Source organism: Enterobacter sp. JJBC (genome assembly GCF_036936505.1).
GTDB classification, from domain to species: domain Bacteria; phylum Pseudomonadota; class Gammaproteobacteria; order Enterobacterales; family Enterobacteriaceae; genus Enterobacter; species Enterobacter hormaechei_C.
The window spans coordinates 236,735-260,595 of record NZ_CP136935.1 but is presented as its reverse complement, the minus strand read 5'-3'; the positions used below and the strand labels follow the sequence as shown (position 1 = coordinate 260,595).

21 protein-coding genes and 5 tRNA genes are annotated in these 23,861 nt (G+C 55.0%); 8 read left to right on the top strand and 18 right to left on the bottom strand.

Annotated elements, in window-relative coordinates:
* Nucleotide 1: 1 nt before the first annotated feature.
* From rplK to RY075_RS01265, 8 genes are all read right to left on the bottom strand, one after another.
* Nucleotides 2–430, bottom strand: a complete 429-nt coding sequence (gene rplK, locus RY075_RS01300; RefSeq protein WP_003862340.1) for a 50S ribosomal protein L11 — start codon at nt 428–430, stop codon at nt 2–4.
* 156 nt (nt 431–586) lie between these two features.
* Nucleotides 587–1,132, bottom strand: coding sequence for a transcription termination/antitermination protein NusG (gene nusG, locus RY075_RS01295; RefSeq protein ID WP_003862341.1), 546 nt, complete (start codon nt 1,130–1,132; stop codon nt 587–589).
* A 1-nt stretch (nt 1,133) separates the two neighbouring features.
* A complete protein-coding gene (gene secE, locus RY075_RS01290; protein ID WP_003862342.1) occupies nt 1,134–1,517 on the bottom strand; it encodes a preprotein translocase subunit SecE in 384 nt (127 codons plus the stop codon).
* Nucleotides 1,518–1,744: 227 nt separating this feature from the next.
* The gene (gene tuf / locus RY075_RS01285) at nt 1,745–2,929 is read right to left on the bottom strand and encodes an elongation factor Tu (protein ID WP_014885484.1); all 1,185 of its coding nucleotides are present in this window, start codon (nt 2,927–2,929) and stop codon (nt 1,745–1,747) included.
* 118 nt (nt 2,930–3,047) lie between these two features.
* Nucleotides 3,048–3,123, bottom strand: a tRNA-Thr gene (locus RY075_RS01280).
* Between the two features lie 6 nt (nt 3,124–3,129).
* Nucleotides 3,130–3,204: transfer RNA gene (locus tag RY075_RS01275), tRNA-Gly, on the bottom strand.
* A gap of 116 nt (nt 3,205–3,320) precedes the next feature.
* Nucleotides 3,321–3,405 (bottom strand) — tRNA-Tyr (locus tag RY075_RS01270).
* An 8-nt stretch (nt 3,406–3,413) separates the two neighbouring features.
* Nucleotides 3,414–3,489 (bottom strand) — tRNA-Thr (locus RY075_RS01265).
* A gap of 317 nt (nt 3,490–3,806) precedes the next feature.
* Between RY075_RS01265 and coaA the strand changes: the two genes are divergently transcribed.
* Nucleotides 3,807–4,757, top strand: coding sequence for a type I pantothenate kinase (coaA, locus tag RY075_RS01260; RefSeq protein ID WP_015569977.1), 951 nt, complete (start codon nt 3,807–3,809; stop codon nt 4,755–4,757).
* Nucleotides 4,758–4,799: 42 nt separating this feature from the next.
* Here the strand turns inward: coaA and dppF are convergent, their stop codons facing one another.
* From dppF to RY075_RS01215, 9 genes are all read right to left on the bottom strand, one after another.
* Nucleotides 4,800–5,813: a dipeptide ABC transporter ATP-binding subunit DppF gene (gene dppF, locus RY075_RS01255; protein ID WP_023315202.1), complete on the bottom strand. Its 1,014-nt coding sequence runs from the start codon at nt 5,811–5,813 to the stop codon at nt 4,800–4,802.
* Nucleotides 5,810–6,793, bottom strand: coding sequence for a dipeptide ABC transporter ATP-binding protein (gene dppD, locus RY075_RS01250; RefSeq protein WP_022650197.1), 984 nt, complete (start codon nt 6,791–6,793; stop codon nt 5,810–5,812). The genes dppF and dppD overlap by 4 nt, the downstream gene beginning before the upstream one ends.
* Nucleotides 6,794–6,803: 10 nt before the next feature.
* The gene (dppC, locus tag RY075_RS01245; RefSeq protein WP_003862349.1) at nt 6,804–7,706 is read right to left on the bottom strand and encodes a dipeptide ABC transporter permease DppC; all 903 of its coding nucleotides are present in this window, start codon (nt 7,704–7,706) and stop codon (nt 6,804–6,806) included.
* Between the two features lie 9 nt (nt 7,707–7,715).
* Nucleotides 7,716–8,735 (bottom strand): dipeptide ABC transporter permease DppB, encoded by a 1,020-nt coding sequence (dppB, locus tag RY075_RS01240; protein WP_006810536.1) that lies wholly within the window; start codon nt 8,733–8,735, stop codon nt 7,716–7,718.
* 161 nt (nt 8,736–8,896) lie between these two features.
* Nucleotides 8,897–10,504 (bottom strand): dipeptide ABC transporter periplasmic-binding protein DppA, encoded by a 1,608-nt coding sequence (dppA, locus tag RY075_RS01235; protein WP_003860756.1) that lies wholly within the window; start codon nt 10,502–10,504, stop codon nt 8,897–8,899.
* 621 nt (nt 10,505–11,125) lie between these two features.
* A tRNA-Pro gene (locus RY075_RS01230) sits at nt 11,126–11,202 on the bottom strand.
* A 91-nt stretch (nt 11,203–11,293) separates the two neighbouring features.
* Nucleotides 11,294–12,988, bottom strand: a complete 1,695-nt coding sequence (eptB, locus tag RY075_RS01225) for a kdo(2)-lipid A phosphoethanolamine 7''-transferase (protein WP_023323998.1) — start codon at nt 12,986–12,988, stop codon at nt 11,294–11,296.
* Nucleotides 12,989–13,227: 239 nt separating this feature from the next.
* Nucleotides 13,228–14,430: an MFS transporter gene (locus tag RY075_RS01220; protein ID WP_022650195.1), complete on the bottom strand. Its 1,203-nt coding sequence runs from the start codon at nt 14,428–14,430 to the stop codon at nt 13,228–13,230.
* A gap of 238 nt (nt 14,431–14,668) precedes the next feature.
* Nucleotides 14,669–15,211 (bottom strand): lipase, encoded by a 543-nt coding sequence (locus RY075_RS01215; protein WP_022650194.1) that lies wholly within the window; start codon nt 15,209–15,211, stop codon nt 14,669–14,671.
* 160 nt (nt 15,212–15,371) lie between these two features.
* On the opposite strand from RY075_RS01215, the gene tag reads away from it, so the two are divergent.
* Complete coding sequence (tag, locus tag RY075_RS01210; protein ID WP_022650193.1) at nt 15,372–15,953, top strand: DNA-3-methyladenine glycosylase I; 582 nt, start codon at nt 15,372–15,374, stop codon at nt 15,951–15,953.
* Nucleotides 15,931–16,371, top strand: a complete 441-nt coding sequence (locus tag RY075_RS01205; protein ID WP_022650192.1) for an N-acetyltransferase — start codon at nt 15,931–15,933, stop codon at nt 16,369–16,371. The genes tag and RY075_RS01205 overlap by 23 nt, the downstream gene beginning before the upstream one ends.
* Here RY075_RS01205 and RY075_RS01200 read toward each other — a convergent pair.
* Nucleotides 16,340–18,709 (bottom strand): molybdopterin guanine dinucleotide-containing S/N-oxide reductase, encoded by a 2,370-nt coding sequence (locus tag RY075_RS01200; RefSeq protein ID WP_338627987.1) that lies wholly within the window; start codon nt 18,707–18,709, stop codon nt 16,340–16,342. The two genes, RY075_RS01205 and RY075_RS01200, sit on opposite strands and share 32 nt — an antisense overlap.
* Before the next feature lie 122 nt (nt 18,710–18,831).
* Here RY075_RS01200 and RY075_RS01195 point away from each other — a divergent pair, with 122 nt between their 5' ends.
* From RY075_RS01195 to RY075_RS01175, 5 genes are all read left to right on the top strand, one after another.
* On the top strand, nt 18,832–19,494 hold the full coding sequence (locus RY075_RS01195; protein ID WP_022650190.1) for an OmpA family lipoprotein: 663 nt from the start codon (nt 18,832–18,834) through the stop codon (nt 19,492–19,494).
* 157 nt (nt 19,495–19,651) lie between these two features.
* The gene (locus RY075_RS01190; RefSeq protein WP_015569988.1) at nt 19,652–20,668 is read left to right on the top strand and encodes a LacI family DNA-binding transcriptional regulator; all 1,017 of its coding nucleotides are present in this window, start codon (nt 19,652–19,654) and stop codon (nt 20,666–20,668) included.
* A 102-nt stretch (nt 20,669–20,770) separates the two neighbouring features.
* Nucleotides 20,771–21,520, top strand: coding sequence for a sugar phosphate isomerase/epimerase (locus RY075_RS01185; protein WP_032608229.1), 750 nt, complete (start codon nt 20,771–20,773; stop codon nt 21,518–21,520).
* A 3-nt stretch (nt 21,521–21,523) separates the two neighbouring features.
* Entirely contained in the window at nt 21,524–22,462 is a 939-nt protein-coding gene (locus RY075_RS01180) for a sugar kinase (RefSeq protein WP_023315195.1), read from the top strand.
* Between the two features lie 117 nt (nt 22,463–22,579).
* On the top strand, nt 22,580–23,860 hold the full coding sequence (locus tag RY075_RS01175; protein WP_001089079.1) for an MFS transporter: 1,281 nt from the start codon (nt 22,580–22,582) through the stop codon (nt 23,858–23,860).
* Nucleotide 23,861: the final 1 nt, after the last annotated feature.

Below are 23,861 nucleotides of genomic sequence, written 5' to 3'. Positions count from 1 at the left end.
CTTAGTCCTCCACTACCAGGCCCATGGAACGTGCAGTACCTTCGATGGAGCGAGTCATCGCTTCAATGTCGGAACCAGTCATGTCGGCAGCTTTGGTCTGCGCGATTTCCTGCAACTGAGCGCGGGAAATTTTACCCACTTTGTCTTTGTTCGGCTTACCGGAACCAGACTTGATGCCCGCTGCTTTCTTCAGCAGAACTGCTGCTGGAGGGGTTTTGGTAACGAAAGTGAAAGAACGGTCAGCGTAAACAGTGATTACAACTGGGATTGGCAGACCTTTCTCCATGGATTCAGTTTTGGCGTTGAACGCTTTACAGAATTCCATGATGTTCACACCCTGCTGACCCAGAGCTGGACCAACTGGTGGACTTGGGTTCGCCATACCTGCTGCAACCTGCAGCTTGACGTAGGCTTGTACTTTCTTAGCCATTCTAAAATCCTCTGATTGGGTAATAACGCCTCGGAGAGGCTCCCCGTGAATAAAATTCGTTTTACGGGTCGGAACCCATAAAAACAAAAGGCGCGAAATTGTATTCCAATCTCGCGCCCTGTGCAACGATTAAATCGTCGCTTTTTTGATCGCTGCTTAGGCTTTTTCTACCTGAGCAAAGTCCAGCTCTACCGGGGTCGCACGACCAAAGATAGAAACGGAAACTTTCAGGCGGGACTTCTCGTAGTCCACTTCTTCGACGACGCCATTAAAGTCAGCAAACGGACCGTCGTTAACACGAACCATCTCACCCGGTTCAAACAGCGTTTTCGGACGCGGTTTGTCACCCACCTGCTGGAGGCGGTTCATAATCGCATCAACTTCTTTGTCGCTGATTGGCGCCGGACGGTCAGATGTGCCGCCGATAAAGCCCATCACGCGTGGTACGCTGCGCACCAGGTGCCAGCTCGCGTCGTTCATCACCATCTGAACCAGCACGTAACCCGGGAAGAATTTACGTTCGCTTTTGCGACGTTGGCCGCCACGGATCTCAACCACTTCTTCGGTCGGAACCATAACTTCGCCAAATAACTCTTCCATATTGTGTAATTTGATATGCTCACGCAGCGACGTAGCTACGCGGCCTTCAAAACCGGAAAACGCCTGAACGACGTACCAGCGCTTTTTAGGGGCTTCAGACATCTCAGAACCTCAGGCCAGTGATAAAGGATACCAGGCGAACCAGAATACCATCCAGTCCCCACAGGATCAGTGACATTACAGCGGTTACCGCCGCTACAATCAGCGTGGTGTGCAATGTTTCCTGGCGAGTCGGCCAAATGACCTTGCGGACTTCGGTACGCGCTTCGCGGGCAAACGCAACGGTCGCTTTGCCTTTCGTCGTCAACAGCGCGACACCACCCGCCGCAGCAATCAGAATTACCACTGCAAGCGCGCGTAGCGGCAGCATCATGTCACGATAAAGATAGTTGCCGACAATCGCCACAATCAGCAGCACGGCTACAACTACCCATTTCATCGCTTCCAGGCCGCGCCCGCTCCCTTGAGCTTCGGTATTCGCACTCATAAACCAACCTGTCAGAAGTATTCTACAAACATTTTCACCCCGCGAGTGCGAGGCAAACCAATCGAAATGCTATTCGCTTTTCGTATTATACGCTCTCCGCAGAGCCTGTCTCAGCAATGATTATGACAAAATTAATCACTGATGAGCCAGGTTCTGATGTGAAAGCGTGCAAAAAGGGCATCAAATGATGCCCTTTTATTGCGCATTGCGTCAAATGTTATCAGCGATTAGCCGAGAACTTTAGCAACAACGCCCGCGCCAACGGTACGGCCGCCTTCACGGATTGCGAAACGCAGACCGTCGTCCATCGCGATTGGGTGGATCAGAGTCACAACCATCTTGATGTTGTCGCCTGGCATTACCATCTCTACGCCTTCTGGCAGTTCGATGGTACCGGTCACGTCAGTTGTACGGAAGTAGAACTGTGGACGGTAGCCTTTGAAGAACGGAGTATGACGGCCGCCTTCGTCTTTGGACAGAATGTACACTTCAGATTCGAACTTGGTGTGTGGCTTGATTGAGCCTGGCTTCGCCAGAACCTGACCACGTTCGATTTCTTCACGTTTGATACCACGCAGCAGAACACCAACGTTCTCACCAGCACGGCCTTCGTCCAGCAGTTTGCGGAACATTTCAACGCCAGTACAGGTAGACTTCGCAGTCTCTTTGATACCAACGATTTCAACTTCTTCACCAACTTTGATGATACCGCGCTCTACACGACCGGTAACAACGGTACCACGACCGGAGATGGAGAATACGTCTTCGATTGGCAGCAGGAATGGCTTGTCAATCGCACGCTCTGGTTCTGGGATGTAAGAATCCAGGTAGCCAGCCAGTTCGATGATTTTCGCTTCCCACTCTGCATCGCCTTCCAGCGCTTTCAGCGCGGAACCACGAACGATTGGAGTGTCGTCGCCTGGGAAATCGTACTGAGACAGCAGTTCACGAACTTCCATCTCTACCAGTTCCAGCAGCTCTTCGTCATCAACCATGTCGCACTTGTTCAGGAACACGATGATGTAAGGAACGCCTACCTGACGACCCAGCAGGATGTGCTCACGAGTCTGAGGCATAGGGCCATCAGTCGCAGCAACAACCAGGATCGCGCCGTCCATCTGCGCAGCACCGGTGATCATGTTTTTAACATAGTCGGCGTGGCCTGGGCAGTCTACGTGTGCGTAGTGGCGAGTCGGGGTGTCATACTCAACGTGAGAAGTGTTGATGGTGATACCACGAGCTTTTTCTTCTGGTGCGTTATCGATCTGGTCGAAAGCACGAGCAGCACCGCCGTAGGTTTTAGCCAGTACGGTAGTGATTGCAGCGGTCAGCGTTGTTTTACCATGGTCAACGTGGCCGATAGTACCGACGTTAACGTGCGGTTTTGTACGTTCAAACTTTTCTTTAGACATCGATTGTCCCTCTAAGACACGGATAAATCGGTGATATCACCACATCAACCAGGCGAAAATGCCTGAACTGTTGAATACATTTACATTGAAACAGAGAGAAAGGGAGGGAGAAGTGAAGTGGTGCTGATACCCAGAGTCGAACTGGGGACCTCACCCTTACCAAGGGTGCGCTCTACCAACTGAGCCATATCAGCACGTATTGGAGCGGGCAGCGGGAATCGAACCCGCATCATCAGCTTGGAAGGCTGAGGTAATAGCCATTATACGATGCCCGCATCCTGAAACTCGGCTACCCAGTTCTTTCTGTAACAAAAAAAGAGATTTCTCTCTTTTCTGTTCGAGCTGGTCAATTTTTCCAACCAGCTCCGGCGGCGTTGACGCTGCCAGAAAGTGGTGGTGGGGGAAGGATTCGAACCTTCGAAGTCTGTGACGGCAGATTTACAGTCTGCTCCCTTTGGCCGCTCGGGAACCCCACCGGACTTGATGGTGCCGACTACCGGAATCGAACTGGTGACCTACTGATTACAAGTCAGTTGCTCTACCTACTGAGCTAAGTCGGCATCAAGTAGCGCGCATTCTATGGAGACCTGCGCAGTCATGCAACTAAAAAATTGCATAAAACGTTCTTTCGCTCACATTTTATTCGAAACCAGGGCTAACCGCTGTAAATTCATCCGCTCACGGTTAAAAATTCAACATGAACGCCTGATTTCGGCACGCTATAGCCCCACGTGATACCTGCCCGGTTAAGCATCGCTTTCCCATATTTTTTCTTATTATTCCTCTCATCTGGTGTTAACCTCCTGCCCATTGTCCAAAATTAACTATGTGATGAGCCCGCACCCGCCGTTTCGTGATGGTTCACAGAAGCATGCTTATGAGCAAAAAAGAGCAAACGTTAATGACGCCCTATCTTCAGTTTAACCGTAGCCAGTGGGCAGCCCTGCGTGACTCCGTCCCTATGACACTGACGGAAGGTGAAATCGCACGGCTAAAAGGGATAAACGAAGATCTCTCCCTGGAAGAGGTGGCAGAAATCTATCTCCCCCTCTCTCGCTTGCTTAACTTCTATATCAGCTCCAATTTGCGTCGTCAGGCCGTCCTGGAACAGTTCCTCGGCACGAACGGTCAACGTATTCCTTATATCATCAGTATTGCGGGCAGCGTGGCAGTGGGTAAAAGTACCACCGCGCGCGTGCTTCAGGCGCTGCTGAGCCGCTGGCCGGAACACCGCAGCGTGGAGCTGATCACCACAGACGGCTTCCTGCATCCCAACGAGGTGTTGAAAGAACGCGGCCTGATGAAAAAGAAGGGCTTCCCGCTCTCTTATGATATGCACCGCCTGGTAAAGTTTGTTTCAGATCTAAAATCGGGCGTACCTCACGTTACCGCGCCGGTTTACTCACATCTGATCTACGACCGCATCCCGGATGGCGACAAAACGGTTGTGCAGCCCGACATCCTGATTCTGGAAGGCTTAAACGTCCTGCAAAGCGGGATGGATTACCCTCACGATCCGCATCATGTGTTTGTCTCTGACTTTGTCGATTTCTCAATCTATGTCGATGCGCCGGAAGATTTGCTGCAACGCTGGTATATCAACCGCTTCCTGAAGTTCCGCGAAGGGGCGTTCACCGACCCGGATTCCTACTTCCACAACTACGCCCAGCTCTCTGAAGAAGAGGCTATCAGCGTGGCGACCGGGCTGTGGAATGAGATCAACTACGTCAACCTCAAAGAGAACATCCTGCCGACGCGCGAACGCGCAAGCCTGATCCTCACCAAGAGTGAGAAACACGCCGTCGACCAGATTCGTTTACGGAAGTAGACCTCAGACGTAAAAAAACCGGCTTATCGCCGGTTTTTTTATTTATGCATGCGGCTTTTCGCCGTTTTCATCCTGATCGACCGCGAAGCAGGCCACCAGCTGTCCACCATAATCCTTTAGCTGTGGCTGCAACTGCGTACACGGACCGAAGCGGCGACGGCAGCGGGCGTTAAACGCACATCCCGGCGGCGGGTTAAGCGGGCTTGGCAACTCACCGGTCAGCTTAATGCGCTCCCGGCGGTCATCCGGGTTCAGCCGCGGCGTCGCAGACAGCAGTGCCTGGGTATACGGATGACGCGGGTTAGTAAAGATCTGATCTTTCGTCCCCTTCTCCACGCAGCGTCCCAAATACATCACCATCACCTCATCGGCAATGTGCTCGACCACGGACAGGTCATGGGAGATGAAGACGTACGACAGTCCCAGATCCTGCTGTAAATCCATCATCAGGTTAAGCACCTGCGCGCGAACGGACACGTCAAGCGCTGAGACCGGCTCATCGGCAATCACCACGTCCGGGTCAAGCATCAGCCCACGAGCGATGGCAATACGCTGACGCTGACCACCAGAGAACATATGCGGGTAGCGATCGTAATGCTCGGTTTTAAGCCCCACCTTCGCCATCATCGCCAGCGCTTTTTCACGACGCTGCTCTTTGCTCAGATTGCTGTTAATCAGCAGCGGTTCTTCCAGAATCTGTCCCACTTTTTTACGCGGGTTTAAAGAACCGTACGGGTTCTGGAACACAATCTGGATTTTCTGGCGACGCAGCTTCTGTGCCTGCGGATCGTGCTTGAGCAGATCCTGGCCCTGATAGTAAAGCTCGCCGCCGGTTGGCGTTTCAATCATCGTCAGCAGACGGCCCAGCGTGGATTTCCCACAGCCCGACTCCCCGACGACCGCCAGCGTTTTACCGCGTTCAAGGCTGAAGGAGACGCCGTCCAGCGCTTTTACCAGGCGCTCAGGGGCAAAAATCCCCTTCTTCACCGGGTAATGTTTTTTCAGGTCGATAGCCTGCAACAGCGGCTGTTGCGTGGTGGCCTCGTGCGTACTCATAGTGTTGGCCTCCCGGCATCATCGAGTGGGTAGTGGCATTTTGACTGCCGACCATCGGCCAGCAGATTCAGCTCTGGCTCCTCGGCGCGGCATTTATCCGTCGCATACGGGCAGCGCGGATTCAGCAGGCAGCCCTGCGGACGGTCATATTTACCCGGAACCACACCCGGCAGTGACGCCAGACGCGCTTTGTCCTGGGCAAACTCCGGCAGCGCACGCAGCAACGCCTGCGTATACGGATGACGCGGCGCGCGGAAGATATCGTGCGAACTTCCGGTCTCCACCACCTGACCCGCGTACATCACGATGATTTTGTGCGCCGCTTCCGCCACCAGCGCCAGATCGTGCGTAATCAGCACCAGCGCCATGTTCTCTTTCTGCTGCAGCTCCAGTAGCAGCTCGATGATCTGTGCCTGGATGGTCACGTCAAGCGCCGTCGTCGGTTCATCCGCAATCAGCAGCTTTGGCCGACAGGCAATCGCCATGGCGATCATCACGCGCTGGCTCATCCCGCCTGAAAGCTGGTGCGGGTAAACGTCCAGACGCGATGCTGGGTCAGGTATCCCCACCTGGTTCAGCAGATCGATAGCACGCTGGCGACGGGTTTTCTTATTCCCACCCTGATGCACCTTAATCGCTTCCATAATCTGGAAACCCACGGTGTAGCATGGGTTCAGGCTGGTCATGGGGTCCTGGAAGATCATCGCCACTTCCGCGCCCACCAGCTGGCGGCGCTGTTTTTCGGAAATACGCTTCAGATCCTGACCGTTGAACTCCAGATTTTCCGCCATCACGCGGCCGGGGTAGTCAATCAGCCCCATAATCGCCAGCGAACTCACTGACTTACCGGAGCCCGACTCTCCTACAATCCCGACCACTTCGCCCTGATTAACGCTGTAGCTGATACGGTCCACGGCGCGAAACGGTGTGCCTTCGTCGCCAAAGTGCACGGATAATTTATTTACATTTAATAACGCCATCTCGTGCCTCTTACTGCTTCAGTTTGGGATCAAGTGCATCACGCAGACCATCACCCATCAGGTTAAATGCCAGCACCGTCAGCAGAATCGCCAGACCCGGGAAGGTGACGACCCACCAGGCGCTTTGCGCGAACTGCAACACGTCGGAGAGCATGGTGCCCCACTCCGGTGTTGGCGGCTGCGCACCCATGCCAAGGAAGCCAAGAGCGGCCATATCAAGAATGGCGTTAGAGAAACCGAGCGACGCCTGAACAATCAGCGGCGCAAGGCAGTTTGGGAAGATATTGATAAACATCTGACGCATCGCACCGGCACCCGCCACGCGAGAGGCGGTAACGTAGTCGCGGTTCACTTCCACCAGCACCGCCGCACGGGTCAGACGCACATAGTGCGGTAGCGCAACAAACGTCAGCGCAAGCGCGGCGTTACCAATCGACGGACCGAAGATCGCCACCAGCACCAGCGCCAGCAGCAGGCTTGGCAATGCCAGCATAATGTCGACGACGCGCATGATGATGTTATCAACAATGCCGCCGAAGTAGCCTGCCACCAGGCCGAGTACGATCCCCATGATCAGCGACAGTACGACAACGAGGCAGCCAACCAGCAGCGACAGGCGTGCGCCGTACATCAGGCGCGAAAGCACATCGCGACCCACGTCGTCGGTGCCCAGCAGGTGCGCCAGGCTTCCGCCGTCCTGCCATGCAGGAGGTGCCAGCAGCGCATCGCGGAACTGATCAGCCGGGTTATACGGCGCAAGGACGTTCGCAAACACCGCAATCAGGATCATGATGGAAACATACACCAGCCCGACGACCGCGCCTTTGTTGCGCTTGAAGTAGTGCCAGAATTCCTGCATCGGCGTCATTGGCACCGGTGCGGTGACCACTTTATTTTGAGTAACTTGTGACATGATGGCCCCTTACTTCTTATGACGAATACGCGGGTTCACCACGCCGTACAGCAAATCGACCAGCAGGTTGACGAGAATAATCATCGTCGCGACCAGCAGTACACCGCCCTGCACAACCGGATAGTCACGGCGTTGCAGCGCATCAATCAGCCAGCGTCCAAGACCCGGCCAGGAGAAGATGGTTTCGGTCAGGATCGCCCCCGCCAGCAGCGTACCGACCTGCAAACCGATAACGGTTACCACCGGCAGCATAGCGTTTCGCAGGGCATGAATGATGATGACGCGCATACGGGTCAGGCCTTTAGCGCGGGCAGTACGAATATAATCCTCGCCCAGCACTTCCAGCATGGAGGAACGGGTCATACGCACGATCACCGCCAGAGGGATGGTGCCCAGCACCATTGCAGGCAGGATCATGTGCGCAACCGCATCAATGAAGTTGCCCTCTTCGCCCCAGATCGCCGTATCAATCAGCATAAAGCCGGTTAACGGATTGGTGTCGTCAAGGAAAACCATATCGCTGACGCGTCCGGAGACCGGCGTCAGGTTCCACTGCACCGAGACCAGCATGATCAGCATCATGCCCCACCAGAAGATAGGCATGGAGTAGCCGGTCAGTGCCAGGCCAACAGCGGTGTGGTCAAAAATAGAGCCACGTTTAACGGCAGCCAGTACGCCAACGGGGATCCCTACCGCGGTCGCGAAGATCATGGCGCAGATACCGAGTTCCAGCGTCGCTTTAAAGCGAGGTACGAACTCGTCCCACACCGGAAGACGGCTTTTCAGTGAAATCCCTAAATCGCCGTGCAACACGCCCCAGATATAGTGGAGATACTGCTGCCACATCGGCTTATCAAGGCCGAGTTCAGCCAGCAGTTGCGCATGACGTTCAGGGGAGATACCACGCTCGCCCGCCATAATCATCACCGGATCACCCGGGATCATATGGACGAAGGCAAAAGTGAGAAGGGTGATACCGATAAACGTCGGGATAACCAGTCCCAGACGTCGGAGGATGAACTGCAACATAACCCGGATTCTCTCTGATGACGCACACTCAGTGGCGTGACGTCTGTATTGCTCACAAATGTAAATTCCCTCTCCCTGTAGGAGAGGGTTAGGGTGAGGGGGTGCATGCACGCCCCTCACCCCTGCCCTCTCCAGGAGGGAGAGGGAGAACACCCTACTTATTATTCAACAGACACGTTTTCGAAGTGGTGTTTGCCCAGTGGATCGACCACGTAGCCCTTCACTTCTTTACGCACTGGCTCGTACACGGTGGAGTGAGCAACAATCAGCGCCGGAGCCTGATCGTGCATGACAACCTGCGCTTGCTTATACAGTTCGATACGTTTGTTGTGATCGTCGGTCGCACGCGCCGGCTGGATCAGATCTTCAAACGGCTTGTAGCACCAGCGAGAATAGTTAGAACCGTCTTTCGCTGCCGCACAGCTGAACAGGGTCGCGAAGAAGTTGTCCGGATCCCCGTTGTCACCGGTCCAGCCCATCATGACCGCCTGGTGTTCACCCGCTTTGGCGCGCTTCAGGTACTCGCCCCACTCGTAGGTCACAATCTTGGCCTGTACGCCAATCTTCGCCCAGTCAGCCTGAACCATTTCCGCCATACGGCGTGCGTTCGGGTTGTAAGGACGCTGTACCGGCATCGCCCACAGCTCAACGGTAAAGCCTTTGTCCTGGCCCGCTTCTTTCAGCAGCGCTTTCGCTTTCTCAGGATCGTAGGTGTAGTCCTTAATGTCGTCGTTATAGCCCCACATGGTTGGTGGGATCAGGTTCTTGGCCGCAACGCCTGCGCCCTGGTAAACGGCTTTGATGATCGCTTCTTTGTTCACCGCGTAGGTCAGCGCCTGACGCACTTTCACGTCATCGAACGGTTTCTTCTCGGTGTTGAAGGAGAGATAACCCACGTTCAGGCCCGCCTGCTCCAGCAGGTTGATATTTTTGTCCTGCTTCATGCGCGCGATGTCAGCCGGGTTTGGATACGGCATCACCTGACATTCGTTTTTCTGCAATTTTGCGTAACGCACGGATGCGTCAGGCGTGATGGAGAAGACCAGACGGTCGATCTGCGGCTTGGTGCCCCAGTAGCCCGGGAAGGCTTTATACAGAATACGGGAATCTTTCTGGTACTGAAGCAGCTGGAACGGGCCGGTACCGATTGGGTTCAGGTCCACTTTTTCCGGAGTGCCGGCTTTCAGCATGTTGTCCGCATACTCTTTAGAGAGAATAGAGGCGAAGTCCATCGCCAGGTCAGCCAGGAATGGCGCTTCCGGACGCGTCAGCACAAACTGGACGGTTTTATCGTCCACTTTTTTCACTTCAGCGATCAGGTCTGGCAGACCCATCCCTTCGAAGTATTCATAGCTGCCGCCAGACACTTTATGGTACGGGTTCTGGGCATTTTTCTGACGGTCGAAGGAGAACACAACGTCGTCGGCGTTAAAGTCGCGCGTAGGTTTAAATTCTTTGCTGTCCTGCCACTTCACGCCCTGACGCAGGTGGAAGGTATAGGTTTTACCGTCTTCGCTGATATCCCACTTTTCAGCCAGGCCAGGAATCACTTCCGTGGTGCCGGTTTTAAATTCAACCAGACGGTTATAGATCGGTACAGAACTTGCGTCGTAAGTCGTACCAGAGGTAAAGAGCTGTGGGTTAAAGCCTTCCGGAGAGCCTTCAGAACAGTAAACCAGGGTTTTTGCCTGTACGCTTGCTGCAACGGTCATGGCCACCAGGCTCAGACCAAGCTTCAGCATCCCTGACTTCTTCAAGGAAATACTCATTATTGTGCTCCAATGTGATGTTTTGCTTTGTTGTGTTACGCCGCCTGACCTTTATTTATTTTTTACCCGGTCCGGTCGGTGATGCCCGAAGGCGTTAAAAGGGATAGAGAATCCTTTCAGAAGAGCGTTTGAGTTGCAGCGCAGATCCTCCCTGAAATGCCCCTCGTGCCCTACAATCTGTCAACAGAATGTGAAAACGTCAATACAGGTGGCGGGGATTTACGTGGAGTGTGAGAAACCGCAAACAAAGATTAAAAAAACCCTGACCGTGAGTTTTCAGCAGAGAAATTTATGCTACTCGCCATGATGCAGCACAATTATCTTCATATTTCGCAACACTCAGTGATTAAGTTTTATTCAGAATGGGTAAATTTTCTTACAGGATGGTGATTATCTGAGCACTAAATACCGCGAACGTTAAAACGCACAGCGAAAAATGCTGAGGTTATCCATAAGCAACGCGAAAAAAGATCAAACTATATATAAAAAAATACAATGGATTATGTCACAAAACCGCAAGCAGGCAGGGGGAAGCAGGGCTAAGGGGTATTTTGAGGACTCGTGCGGGGTAACGCGTTAATGCAAAAAGGGCTAACCTTGCGGTTAGCCCTTTTTAGAATGTGGTCGGCGAGAGAGGATTCGAACCTCCGACCCACTGGTCCCAAACCAGTTGCGCTACCAAGCTGCGCTACTCGCCGAATGCGGAGCGCATCTTACTGCTGAGGTGCGCCCCCGTCAATCCCTTATTTTCAAAAAGCCATTCAACTGGCGATATTCTCGCCAGACCAGCTACTGCGCGGCTTTTGTGGTGTTATCAGGGAGTTTACACCAGTTGTTGTTTTCGTTAATCCCACCGTTCGGTGAGGTATAGCCGAGACAGCCCATAATGGTGTCGTACAGCTCAACGTGACGGCGCGGTACCTTGATCTCTGCCTGCTGTTTCAGATGGGCAAACATTTTGGCTTTGTCCGGATTTTCCAGGTACTTATCCGACATCCACATGATCATCGGCACGCGGAACTGCTCAGGCGGAGCCAGCTTACGCGGCGTACCGTGTAAATGCTCTTTCTCGTTGATGGACTCGCCGTGGTCGGCCGCGTAGATCACAATCGCTTTCTTATCGCGAAGCTGGTCGATCACCCGACTGAGGAAGGTATCCACATACAGAATCGAGTTATCATAGGCATTGATCAGCTCCTGCTTGCTACAGTTCTTGTTAATGCCGACGCACTCAGGCGTCCATTTGGCGAAATCGCGCGTGTAACGCTGATAGTAGCTGTAGTGTGACCCTTTGGTATGCAGAACAATAAGATGCTTACCCTGCGGATGGTTTTTCAGTGACTGTTCCATCTCAGAGAGCAGCAGCATGTCATCAACGTTCTTTCCGCGGTTACGCGGCTCGGCGCCAATCTGCTCGCGGTAGGCGATGTTATCCGCCATGGTGTTGGTGTAGAACCACATCTCACTTTGCATGGCGAACAGATCGGAGCTAAATCCAAGCTGCTTCAGAACAGCAAAAACGTTTTGCTCTTTGAGAGTGCGCTGAGGATTATCACTCGCACCGCCCTCACGAACAAACATACAGCGCAACGAGAGCTTCGTGGCGGTATCGCAGGAGTAGCCGCGGTAAGCTACAAGATTCTTTTCCTGCGCCAGTTTCGGGGTGGTATCGCGGTCATAACCGAGGATACCCATATGATCCCAGCGCGTCGTTTCGCCGATAACGAAGACCACGTAAGTATCATCCAGCCCGTCAGCCGGAGCCTGGTAGGTGAACTTTTTGGTTGGGTTAATCAGCGATTTCACATCGCTGGATTCGTCCGCCTGAGCCCAGGCATAAAGACCTAACGCCGACAGCCAGTTAGACGGCAGATACGAGTTAGCCACCACGCCGCCGTAGCTTGGCATATCCACGCCTGTCGCTTTTTCGATCCTTTTTTGCTGTTTTTCCATCAGGCGAATAGGCGCCCACACCAGCAGACCCGCCAGAAGAACGACGGCGACGTTGCGGATGCGCTGTCCCCGGGTACGCAGCTGGCGTAACAGGGTGTAGCGGCAGGTGTTACTCCAGATAAAGAAGAGCGGGATCAGGCAGGTCAGAATCGTCCACAGGATGAACCCTTGACCCACCACCTCTTTCGAGAGGTCGATGTCCGTGGTCATCACCGAGGCCACAATACCGTAGCCAATGACCACATTCATGAATGTCATGTAATAGCTTGCGGCGGCGGAGATAATCACCACCAGCGAGGCCAGAACCTGCCATGTACGTCTGCCAAAAAGCGAGAGCAGACGTAGCAGGAAGAAGGTCGCCAGAATTGAGCCAAACACTTCAATCGCGGCAAAAATTCCATTTCTTACAGTGAGGTGTTCGAAATAACCTTCCACTCGTCTGAACAGCACCGCGCCATTCAGAAACAAACCGATATAGACAGCCAGCATCAGACACAATCTTTGCTGGGTAAGAGACCTAATATATTTCATGCAAACAACCCTGGGGGAAGGGGTATAAAGACCCGCCGAATCTCAGTGAGAAAGCTGACAGAGTAAGTAGATGCGAGAGAAACCGTTATCAGAAACGTCTACAAGCGCGATAAGTAGACCACAGCAGGAAAGAAAAGTGGCAGCAGAGAATGTGAATCGATGAAGATTTTTACAAAATAGCAAGTCCGGAAGCGATTTAGAAATAAATAAAAGAGGCCCTGCGGCCCCTTTTTATCGAATCATGCATGCGCTTCTTTATATACCTCGCGCTGCGGCTGACGAATCGTGGTGGACAGCGCCAGCGAAATAATCAGCAAGGCAAATATCACGCAGAATGTCACGTAGAAGCCACCAAACAGCGAGGCAATCAGTGAACCGCAAATACTGCCGATACCGAAGCCGAGATAAATCACGCCGTAGTTTTTCGCCAGGTTGTTCAGGCCGAAGAACTCGCTCACCAGCGACGGGAAGACGGTAATAGTGCCGCCAAAGTTAAAGGCTACGCAGGCTATCGCCGCAAAGAATGTCGCCTCGTTCAGCGGAGCGAACAGCAGTGCTGCCATACCCACCAGGGAGATCACCTGCCCCAGCGTAATCACGCGGATCCGGGCGATTTTGTCAGACAAGATACCCAGTACCAGACGACCCGAGAGGTTAGCGATGGAGATGACCGTTACGGCGTTCGCCGCCGTCGCCGCGTCCAGTTTTACCATTCCCTGCGCGATATCTTTCGCCACACCGATGACATACAGACCGCTCATGCAGGCCGTCAGGAACATCACCGCCAGCATCCAGTACTGCGGCTTACGCATGGACTGAGCGAGGGTGAAATCGTTCTCCACCACGCCGTTAACGGTTTTCACTTCCTGCTGCGGCGCATCTTTCATCAGCGTGGCGCCGAAGAGGATCATTACCAGCACAATCACGCCCCAGATCATAAAGGTTTTCTCAAGCCCAACCGAGGCCAGCAGATGCGCATCGATGAATTTGAAGCCGAGGCTGCCCAGGCCATATGAACCAATGGCAAATGCGGAGATAAGCCCTTTACGCTCCGGGAACCACTTCACGCAGTTAGACAGCGTCAGCAGATAACCTGCGCCGTCCGCCAGCCCCACCAGCACCCCGGCGCTCAGCCACAGCATCATCAGGTTGTTAGAATATGCCGTCAGGAAGAATCCCAAGCCCAGCAAGATCCCGGATGCCATGGTTACACGCTTCACGCCGAAACGTTCCTGAAGTTTGCCCGCCACGGAAGAGGAAATTGCTAACCCAAGACTCAGCAAGCCGAAGGAGAATGCCACCTGGCTTATCGGCGCGCCGAGCTTATCGGACAGGGCGCTGTTAAACAGGCTCCAGGTATAGACCGATCCCAGTGCGAACTGGGTAACGATGGTGCCGAATAGCGTCAGCCAACGCGTGCGGTTATAAGTTGATGTGTTCATGGCAGTGTCCTGCAAGATAAATTATGGAAATTCGCTGAGGACAACGATAAACAAAACATTTATAGCGCTGGGGGAAAACGGAATGAAATGCAGGAGAGAAGGAATGAAATGCCTGGGATCTGGAATGAATGACCTTGCCGGGGAATGAAGCGCTGTTCTGTTAGTGGGCACTATCGCTCCAGACCCCGTCATAATTGTATTAAATATGTTATCGTATCGTTTAAAAAAATAACAACCCTTAAAATTTGGCGCTCAATCCCAGCGTATATAAATATTCTTCTTCAGTTTGCTGGTTATAGCTGATCTTCGCCCAGGGGTGTAAATCACCATACTGCGTATCAACACGCCAACCCAATGAGTTCACGCTGGCATGCCAGAGGGGATCGGTAAGCGACTGCGTGGTGGTTGTATCCTCAAACGCATTCACCGTTACAGGGGGAGCGCCATCAGTGCGCCACGCCATGACGGGCCCGGTGGTGAAATGTCCCGCCACGGGAAAATTCCAGCCAACGCTCAGAACGGTTTCCGCATCCGAACCGGAGGGATCGTTCAGGGTAAACCCCGTAGCATTCTGCGTGCGGTTAATACGCTCCGCGAGAATATCTTCATAACGAGGTTGGTGATCGGCGTCCCATGTATAACGTTCCGTCGTATTACTTTGTGCATCTGAAACGATATATTCCTGTTGCCACGCAAAAGCGGTGTGACAAAAAAGCAGGCAGACTGAAACACCCACCAGGCCAGAAGCAGCATGGCGACCACTGATTTTTTTTATCATCATCAAAGCGACTCCAGAAAGAGCCGAGTTCGGCGATATATGTCATTGTTCGAAGAGGTATTAGGGCGTATAGCCCTGTATTAACTATTGTCTCTTTAGCAGACACGTCAAGCCGGGCAGATTGAAATTTTTGCGTTTACCGTATCAGGAAGGGAGATGACCTATGCAACGTTGCGGCTGGGTAAGCCAGGATCAGCTTTATATCGATTATCACGACAAGGAATGGGGCGTACCGGAAACCGACGGTAAAAAACTGTTTGAAATGATTTGCCTTGAAGGCCAGCAGGCCGGGCTGTCGTGGATCACCGTTCTGAAAAAGCGTGAGAACTATCGCAAAGCCTTCCACCAGTTCGATCCGGCTGCGGTTGCCGCCATGACCGACGACGACGTACAAAAGCTGGTTCTGGATACCGGTATCATCCGCCATCGCGGTAAAATTCAGGCCATTATTGGTAACGCGCGTGCTTATCTGGCGATGGAGCAAAATGGCGAACCCTTTTCAGCATTTGTCTGGTCGTTTGTGGATAACGAGCCGAAGGTGACGCAGGCCGCCACGCTTGCAGAGATCCCAACGTCGACCCCCGCCTCAGATGCCCTGTCGAAAGCGCTGAAAAAACGCGGCTTTAAGTTTGTGGGCACCACCATCTGTTACTCCTTTATGCAGGCCTGCGGGCTGGTCAATGACCACATTACGGGCTGCTTCTGCCATCCGGAGGGCCACCATGATCCGCAAATGGCAAAGTGAGAACACCGCGCCGCTTTTGAGTCTGTGGCTGGAGAGCACCACCGAGGCGCATCCGTTTATCGACGCAAGTTACTGGCAAGCGAATGAAGCGGTAGTGCGGGATGAATACCTTCCCGCCGCCGAGACCTGGGTCTGGGAAGAAAACGGTACCCTGTGCGGTTTTATCAGCGTCATGCAGTTCCAGTTCGTGGGGGCGCTGTTTGTCGCCCCGGCGTTCATCGGAAAGGGGATTGGGCGTGCGCTGCTGAACCACGTTCAGCAGCACTACCCGTATTTAACCCTGGAGGTGTACCAGAAAAACGTGCGGGCGGTGAATTTCTATCATGCTCAGGGTTTTCGCATCGAAGACAGCGCCTGGCAGGATGATACCCAACACCCGACGTGGATCATGAGCTGGCAGGCGGATCAAACGCCGTAAGGGTAAGCGCCGGCCCCTCATATTTCTCCACCCATGCCAGCGCCGTATTAGCCGCGCAGCCATTCCCCAGCTTCGAGCTGGGGAGATCTTTGGTCAGCACGTTTACGGCGCCGTTCTTACAAATACCGCCCTCGTCCAGCGCCAGATCCGGCCATGCGCCCTGATGAATGCAGAAAACGCCAGGGCGGATCCCGTCACTCACCACGGCGCCTGCCAGCACCTGCCCGCGCGCGTTCCAGACCCGAACGAGATCGCCGTCGTTAATCCCCCGCGCCTTTGCATCGTCGCTATTCAGCGCGATCGGCTCACGACCCGCCACCGCATACTGCTCGCGCAGAGCCGAATAGTTGAGCTGGCTGTGCAGACGATGGGCAGGATGGGCAGACAGCAGCTGAAGCTGCCCCGGCTGCGCATTGCCATGCCATTCGTCCGGCTCCAGCCACGCCGGATGCGGCGGACAGTCCGCGTAGCCAAAGCTGGCGATGCGTTCGCTGTAGATCACAATCTTCCCGCTTTCGGTTTTTAACGGGTGATTCTCCGGATCGCGACGGAAGTCAGCAAAGCGCACAAACCGCGCGTTCTGCTCGCTTTCTGGCATTTCGAAGAGTTGATTCGCCTCCCAGAACTCAGCAAATGGCGGCAGGGACACGCCCTGCGCAGCCCCGCGCTGGCTGGCAATCTGGTAAAATGTTTCCAGCCATTGCAGATCCGTTTTGCCCTCGGTGAAACGCTCCCGCCCGCCCGCTTCCCACATTTCACTCAGGTCGGCAAAGACGTCGAAATCATCCCGCGCTTCATCCCGGGGAGCCACGACGCGCTTCATCGGCACCATATGCTGGTTGCTGTAATCCCCCGTCATGGTGAGATCGTTACGCTCGAACGAGGTCGTGGCAGGCAAAACGATATCGGCATGTTTCGCTGACGCAGTCCAGAAGCACTCCGAGATCACCACCAGCTCCGGTTTCTGCCAGGCGCGGATTAGGCGGTTGGTATCCTGGTGATGGGTGAAATTGGCCCCACCCGCCCACCAGATAAACTTAATATCCGGGAAATGGCGATCCTGACCGTTGTGCTGATAAAACCCGCCGGGGTTCTCCAGGGCTTCAACAATGCGTGCCACCGGAATTTTATCCACAGCGTCCACGCCACCCTGCACCGAGCCCTGCATGGACGCCAGCACCGCGGCTTTACGCGTCGGGTTGCCGCCGTTGGCAAAGTGATAGGAAAGGCCAAAACCGCCGCCGGGTGTGCCAATCTGCCCAAGCATCGCGGCGAGCGTCACCAACATCCAGTGCTTTTGCTCGCCAAACTGCTGGCGCTGCATCCCCCAGCCGGACATGAGCATCGTGACATGGCTATGGAATAACGCCGCCAGTTCGCGGATTTTAACGGCATTAACGCCGCAAATCGCCGCGGCCCACTCTGCGGTTTTGGCAATACCGTCGCTTTGTCCCGTCAGATAGTCGGCAAATTTATCGAACCCCGTGGTACAACGCGCCAGAAATTCCGTGTCGTGCCAGCCGTTCTCCACCAGGGTGTGGGCGATGCCCAGCATCATCGCCACGTCGGTGCCCATATGCGGCGCGATCCACTCGGCGCTGTCGCCGAAGAAATCCAGGGTTTCAGAGCGCATCGGATCGATACAGATGATGCGCTTGCCGCTTTTGCGCAGCGCATCGAAGTAGGAAACGCCCTGCTCGTCGGACGCATTCCAGGCAATTTTCAGGGTATTGAGCGGGTTGGCGCTCCACAGCACCACCACCTCTGTATGCTCCAGCACCAGCGGCCAGCTGGTCTGCTGCTGATAAACCTCATTCCCGCCCACGACATACGGCATGATTGCCTGCGCCGCGCCGGTCGAGTAATCGCCCAGATGGCCGGTATATCCTCCGGCCAGGCTCATATAGCGTTGCAGCAGGGTTGCAGCCTTATGCAGCACGCCGTTTGAGCGCCAGCCATAGGAGCCGGCAAAAATGGACGACGGGCCATAGCTGTCGCGGATGCGTTTATGCTGCGTATGGATCAGCGCCAGCGCATCGTCCCAGCTCACGCGCACGAACTCATCCTGCCCGCGAATACCCTGCGGTTTATCCGGTGACGCCAGAAAGCCTTTACGCACCATCGGCCAGCGGACGCGGGTCTTGCTGTGTACCTGATCGCGAACGACGGTCTGTAAAGAGTTGAGATGGCGCGAAGGCAAAGCCCCGCGAGACGACAGCACAGTGTCGCCATCGGTTTCGACCAGCATCGGCCCCCAGTGGGCGGCGGTCAGAATGGTTTTTGTTGAGGTGCTCAAAGCGTGCGCTCCTGGTTGCGTGCAGGTGTTTCGGCCTTTCATTGAGGCAATTTATCGTTTGTGACAAATTTCAGAGTTATACACTGAATTTTCTCCGTATCCGGACGTCATAATCCACTGCCACGTCCGTCGTGGCAAAGAATAAAAAGGATTAAGGAAATAAGATGAAAAAACGCGTACTCGTTATTGCCGCTCTGGTGAGCGGCGCACTGGCTGTTTCAGGCTGCACAACCAACCCTTACACCGGTGAACGCGAAGCGGGCAAATCCGGCATTGGCGCGGGTATTGGTTCCCTGGTAGGCGCTGGCGTTGGCGTACTCTCCTCCTCCAAGAAAGATCGCGGCAAAGGTGCGCTGATTGGCGCAGCGGCAGGCGCAGCCCTGGGCGGCGGCGTGGGTTATTACATGGATGTGCAGGAAGCAAAACTGCGTGACAAAATGAAAGGTACGGGCGTGAGCGTGACGCGCAGCGGTGACAACATCATCCTGAACATGCCAAACAACGTGACCTTTGACAGCAGCAGCGCGACGCTGAAACCCGCAGGCGCGAACACCCTGACCGGCGTGGCCGCAGTGCTGAAAGAGTACAATAAAACTGCCGTGAACGTGATTGGTTACACCGACAGCACCGGCAGCCAGGATCTGAACATGCGTCTGTCGCAGCAGCGCGCCGATTCCGTGGCCAGCTCGCTGATCACCCAGGGCGTAGAAGCGAACCGCATCCGCACCAGCGGCATGGGTCCGGCTAACCCGATCGCCAGCAACAGCACGGCGGAAGGCAAAGCGCAGAACCGCCGCGTTGAAATTACGTTGAGTCCTGTGCAGTAGGTAAAAGCAAAACGGCAACCCCGTTGCCGTTTTAGTATTTGCGCCCTCTCCTGTAGGAGAGGGTTGGGGTGAGGGCATCAGACCGCCACCCGGCAAATTGCTTGATTCGCCAGATTTTCCCGCTAAGGTATTCTCACTAAATTCAGGGAAATCAGCGATGATCAAACCAACCCGGGCCACCATCAGCGACGTGGCGAAAGCCGCCAAAACCGGTAAAACCAGCATTTCACGCTACCTCAACGGCGAGAAACACCTGCTGTCCGATGCGCTGCTGGCGCGGATCGAACAAGCCATTGCCGATCTCGACTACCGTCCCAGCCTGATGGCGCGCGGCCTCAAGCGGGGTCGCACCCGCCTGATTGGGCTTATCATCGCCGATATCACTAACCCCTACTCCGTTAACGTACTCAGCGGCATCGAAGCGGCGTGCCGGGAAAAAGGCTTTACCCCGCTGGTCTGTAACACCAATAACGAAGTTGATCAGGAGTTGCATTACCTCGATCTGCTGCGCAGCTATCAGGTGGAAGGGATCGTGGTCAATGCCGTCGGGATGCGCGAAGAGGGGCTAAATCGTCTGCAACAATCGTCTCTCCCGATGGTGCTTATTGACCGCAAAATCCCGGAATTTGCCTGCGATGTGGTCGGACTGGATAACACCCAGGCGGCCACCACTGCCACCGAGCACCTGATTGAACAGGGTTTCGAAGCCATTCTGTTCCTGAGCGAACCGCTGGGTATGGTTAACACCCGCCGCGACCGCCTGGCTGCATTTCGCGCCACGCTGGCGCGTTATCCCGGTGTGATCGCCGAAAATGCTGAAATCCCCCTCCATGAAGCCGGACAGCTGGATAATACCCTGCGCCAGTTCCATACCCGCCATCGGGGAATGCGTAAGGCGGTGATCTCCGCTAACGGGGCGCTGACGCTTCAGGTTGCCCGCTCGCTTAAACGCATTGGCCTGCACTGGGGCAGCGACATCGGCTTGCTCGGCTTTGATGAACTGGAGTGGGCTGAACTTGCTGGCGTAGGCATTACCACCCTCAAACAACCCACCTGGCAGATCGGCTATGCCGCGGTTGAACAAGTGGTTCGCCGCATTGAAGGCACCCGCGACGCCGTACGCGAGCAGGTTTTTTCTGGCGAGCTGATCGTTCGCGGCTCTACTGCCCGTTAATTTCCCCTTCGTGACAGCGATCATAAATTCAGCATCCCGATCTTTTCTTTGGAACCGGTTCCATCTAGCGTAATACTATCGATTACGCTCTGGAGTCAGGAAATGAGCAGGAAAATTATGGTGGTCACCGCCGCGTATGGTGCGGATCAGGTGCGACAGGCAGGCGGTCAACGGGCAATGCTTCCCGTTATTGCCGGCGCAGGAGCTGATGGCGTTGAAATCCGCCGAGAGCTCTTCAGCCACGACGAGTTAATGGCCCTGCCTGCGCTGGGCGAGTCCATTGAACTGCTGGGTTTACTGGCGTGCTACTCCGCCCCGGCCCCCCTGTTTATGCCCGATGGAACCCTCAACCCGGATCTTCCGCGCTACCTTAGCGAAGCCAGCGCACTGAACGCGCTGTGGCTTAAAGTTTCGCTGGGTCATTTCAGCGACAAACAACCGCTTGAAGCCCTGCGCGCACTGCTGGATGAAAGCGGCATGACGCTGGTGGTGGAAAACGACCAGACCGACTGCGGGCAGCTCGCGCCGATGCAGCGCTTCAAAGCCGCCTGCCGGGTAATGGCGCTGCCGGTCACACTGACGTTCGATATGGGCAACTGGCTGTGGGTTGGCGACTCCCCGGAAGAGGCTGCACGACAGCTGGCTCCCGCCGTGAGCTATATTCATGTGAAGGCCGCAGTCCCGCATAAGGCGCAGTTCCGCGCCGTCGCGCCGGATCAGACCGATTCTCGCTGGCGGGATCTGCTTAATCAACTGCCTGCCGACGCGCCGCGCGGTATCGAATTTCCGCTCGAAGGGACGGATCTCACCGCCGTCACCCGCCATTACGTCAACCTGCTGCGCGAGGAGTAAACCATGCACAAGACGCTGGACGTTATCACTATCGGCGAGGCCATGGCGATGTTTGTCGCCACCGAAACGGGCGAACTGAGCGCAGTGGAGCACTTTATCAAACGCGTGGCAGGCGCCGAATTGAATGTCGCTACCGGCCTTGCGAGGCTGGGGCTGAATGTCGGCTGGGTGAGCCGCGTGGGCAATGACAGCTTTGGCCATTTCGTTCTCGACTCGCTGAAAAAAGAGGGCATTGATGCCGCAGGCGTCACGCTCGACGGACGCTTCCCGACGGGCTTTCAGCTGAAATCTAAAGTTGAAAATGGAACCGATCCCATCGTGGAGTATTTCCGCAAAGGCTCAGCGGCAAGCCATCTCTCCGTGGATGATTATCACGCCGCGTATTTCTCCTCCGCGCGCCACCTGCACCTGAGCGGCGTGGCGGCGGCGCTCTCGGCCAGCTCGTACGATTTACTCGATCACGCGGCTTCGGCAATGAAAGCGCAGGGCAAAACGATCTCCTTTGATCCGAACCTGCGCCCGGTACTGTGGAAAAGCGAAGCGGAGATGGCTGAGAAACTCAACCGACTGGCGTTTCAGGCGGACTGGGTTCTGCCGGGCATAAAAGAGGGAATGATCCTCACTGGCGAAAGCACGCCCGAAGGCATTGCTGATTTTTACCTCAACAGAGGGGTAAAAGCCGTGGTGCTGAAAACCGGTGCCGACGGCGCATGGTTTAAAACTGCCGACGGTGAGCAAGGCGCTGTCGCTGCGGTAAAAGTCGACAACGTGGTCGATACCGTGGGCGCGGGCGATGGGTTTGCCGTCGGGGTCATCAGCGCCCTGCTGGAGGGCAAACCGCTGTCGCAGGCCGTGGCGCGAGGCAACAAAATTGGTTCGCTGGCGATTCAGGTGCAGGGCGACAGCGAAGGATTACCAACACGAGCAGAGCTCGGCGTCTAAATTCCCTCTCCCCGTGAGAGAGGACCAGGGTGAGGGCAGCAATCCGCACCAGATAATTAAGCCACCGTGTACCCTACAGACAACGGCGGCAACAACCTCAACAACAGAGGCAAGCCTATGAACAGTTCGACCAATGCAGTAAAACGCTGGTGGTACATCATGCCAATCGTGTTTATCACGTACAGCCTGGCGTACCTGGATCGTGCCAACTTCAGTTTCGCATCCGCCGCCGGGATCAACGAAGACCTCGGGATCACCAAAGGGGTCTCGTCCCTGCTGGGCGCCCTCTTCTTCCTGGGGTATTTCTTCTTCCAGATCCCCGGCGCGATTTACGCTGAACGCCGCAGCGTGCGAAAGCTCATTTTCATCTGCCTGATCTTATGGGGTGCCTGTGCGTCGCTTACTGGCGTGGTGAATAACATTCCTGCTCTGGCGGCTATTCGCTTTATTCTCGGCGTGGTTGAGGCGGCCGTCATGCCAGCAATGCTGATTTACATCAGCAACTGGTTCACAAAATCGGAGCGTTCACGTGCTAATACGTTCCTGATACTCGGTAACCCGGTCACCGTGCTGTGGATGTCGGTGGTTTCCGGCTATCTGATCCAGTCCTTCGGCTGGCGCGAGATGTTCATCATCGAAGGCGTTCCCGCGATTATCTGGGCCTTCTGCTGGTGGGTGCTGGTGAAAGATAAGCCAGCCCAGGCGAAATGGCTTTCTGAAGACGAAAAAGCCGCACTCCAGGCGCAGCTGGATAAAGAGCAGCAAGGGCTTAAAGCGGTGCGTAACTACGGCGAAGCCTTCCGCTCCCGGAACGTTATTCTGCTGTGCGCACAGTATTTTACCTGGAGTATTGGCGTGTACGGCTTTGTGCTGTGGCTACCGTCGATTATCCGCAGCGGCGGTGAAAACCTTGGCATGGTGGAAGTGGGCTGGCTGTCATCGGTGCCTTACCTGGCTGCGACCATCGCGATGATTATCGTCTCCTGGGCATCGGACAAGCTGCAAAACCGTAAGCTGTTCGTCTGGCCACTGCTGCTGATCGCTGCTTTTGCCTTCATTGGCTCCTGGGCCGTAGGCGCAAACCACTTCTGGGCTTCGTATACGCTGCTGGTGATCGCGGGTGCGGCCATGTATGCCCCGTATGGTCCGTTCTTTGCCATCATCCCGGAAATGCTGCCGCGTAACGTCGCAGGGGGCGCGATGGCGTTGATCAACAGTATGGGTGCGCTGGGTTCGTTCTTTGGCTCGTGGTTTGTGGGCTATCTTAACGGTGCCACCGGCAGCCCGTCGGCCTCTTACATCTTTATGGGGGTGGCGCTTTTTGCCTCGGTATGGCTTACTCTGATTGTTAAGCCTGCTAATAATCAACAGCTACCCGTCGGCGCACGCCACGCCTGAA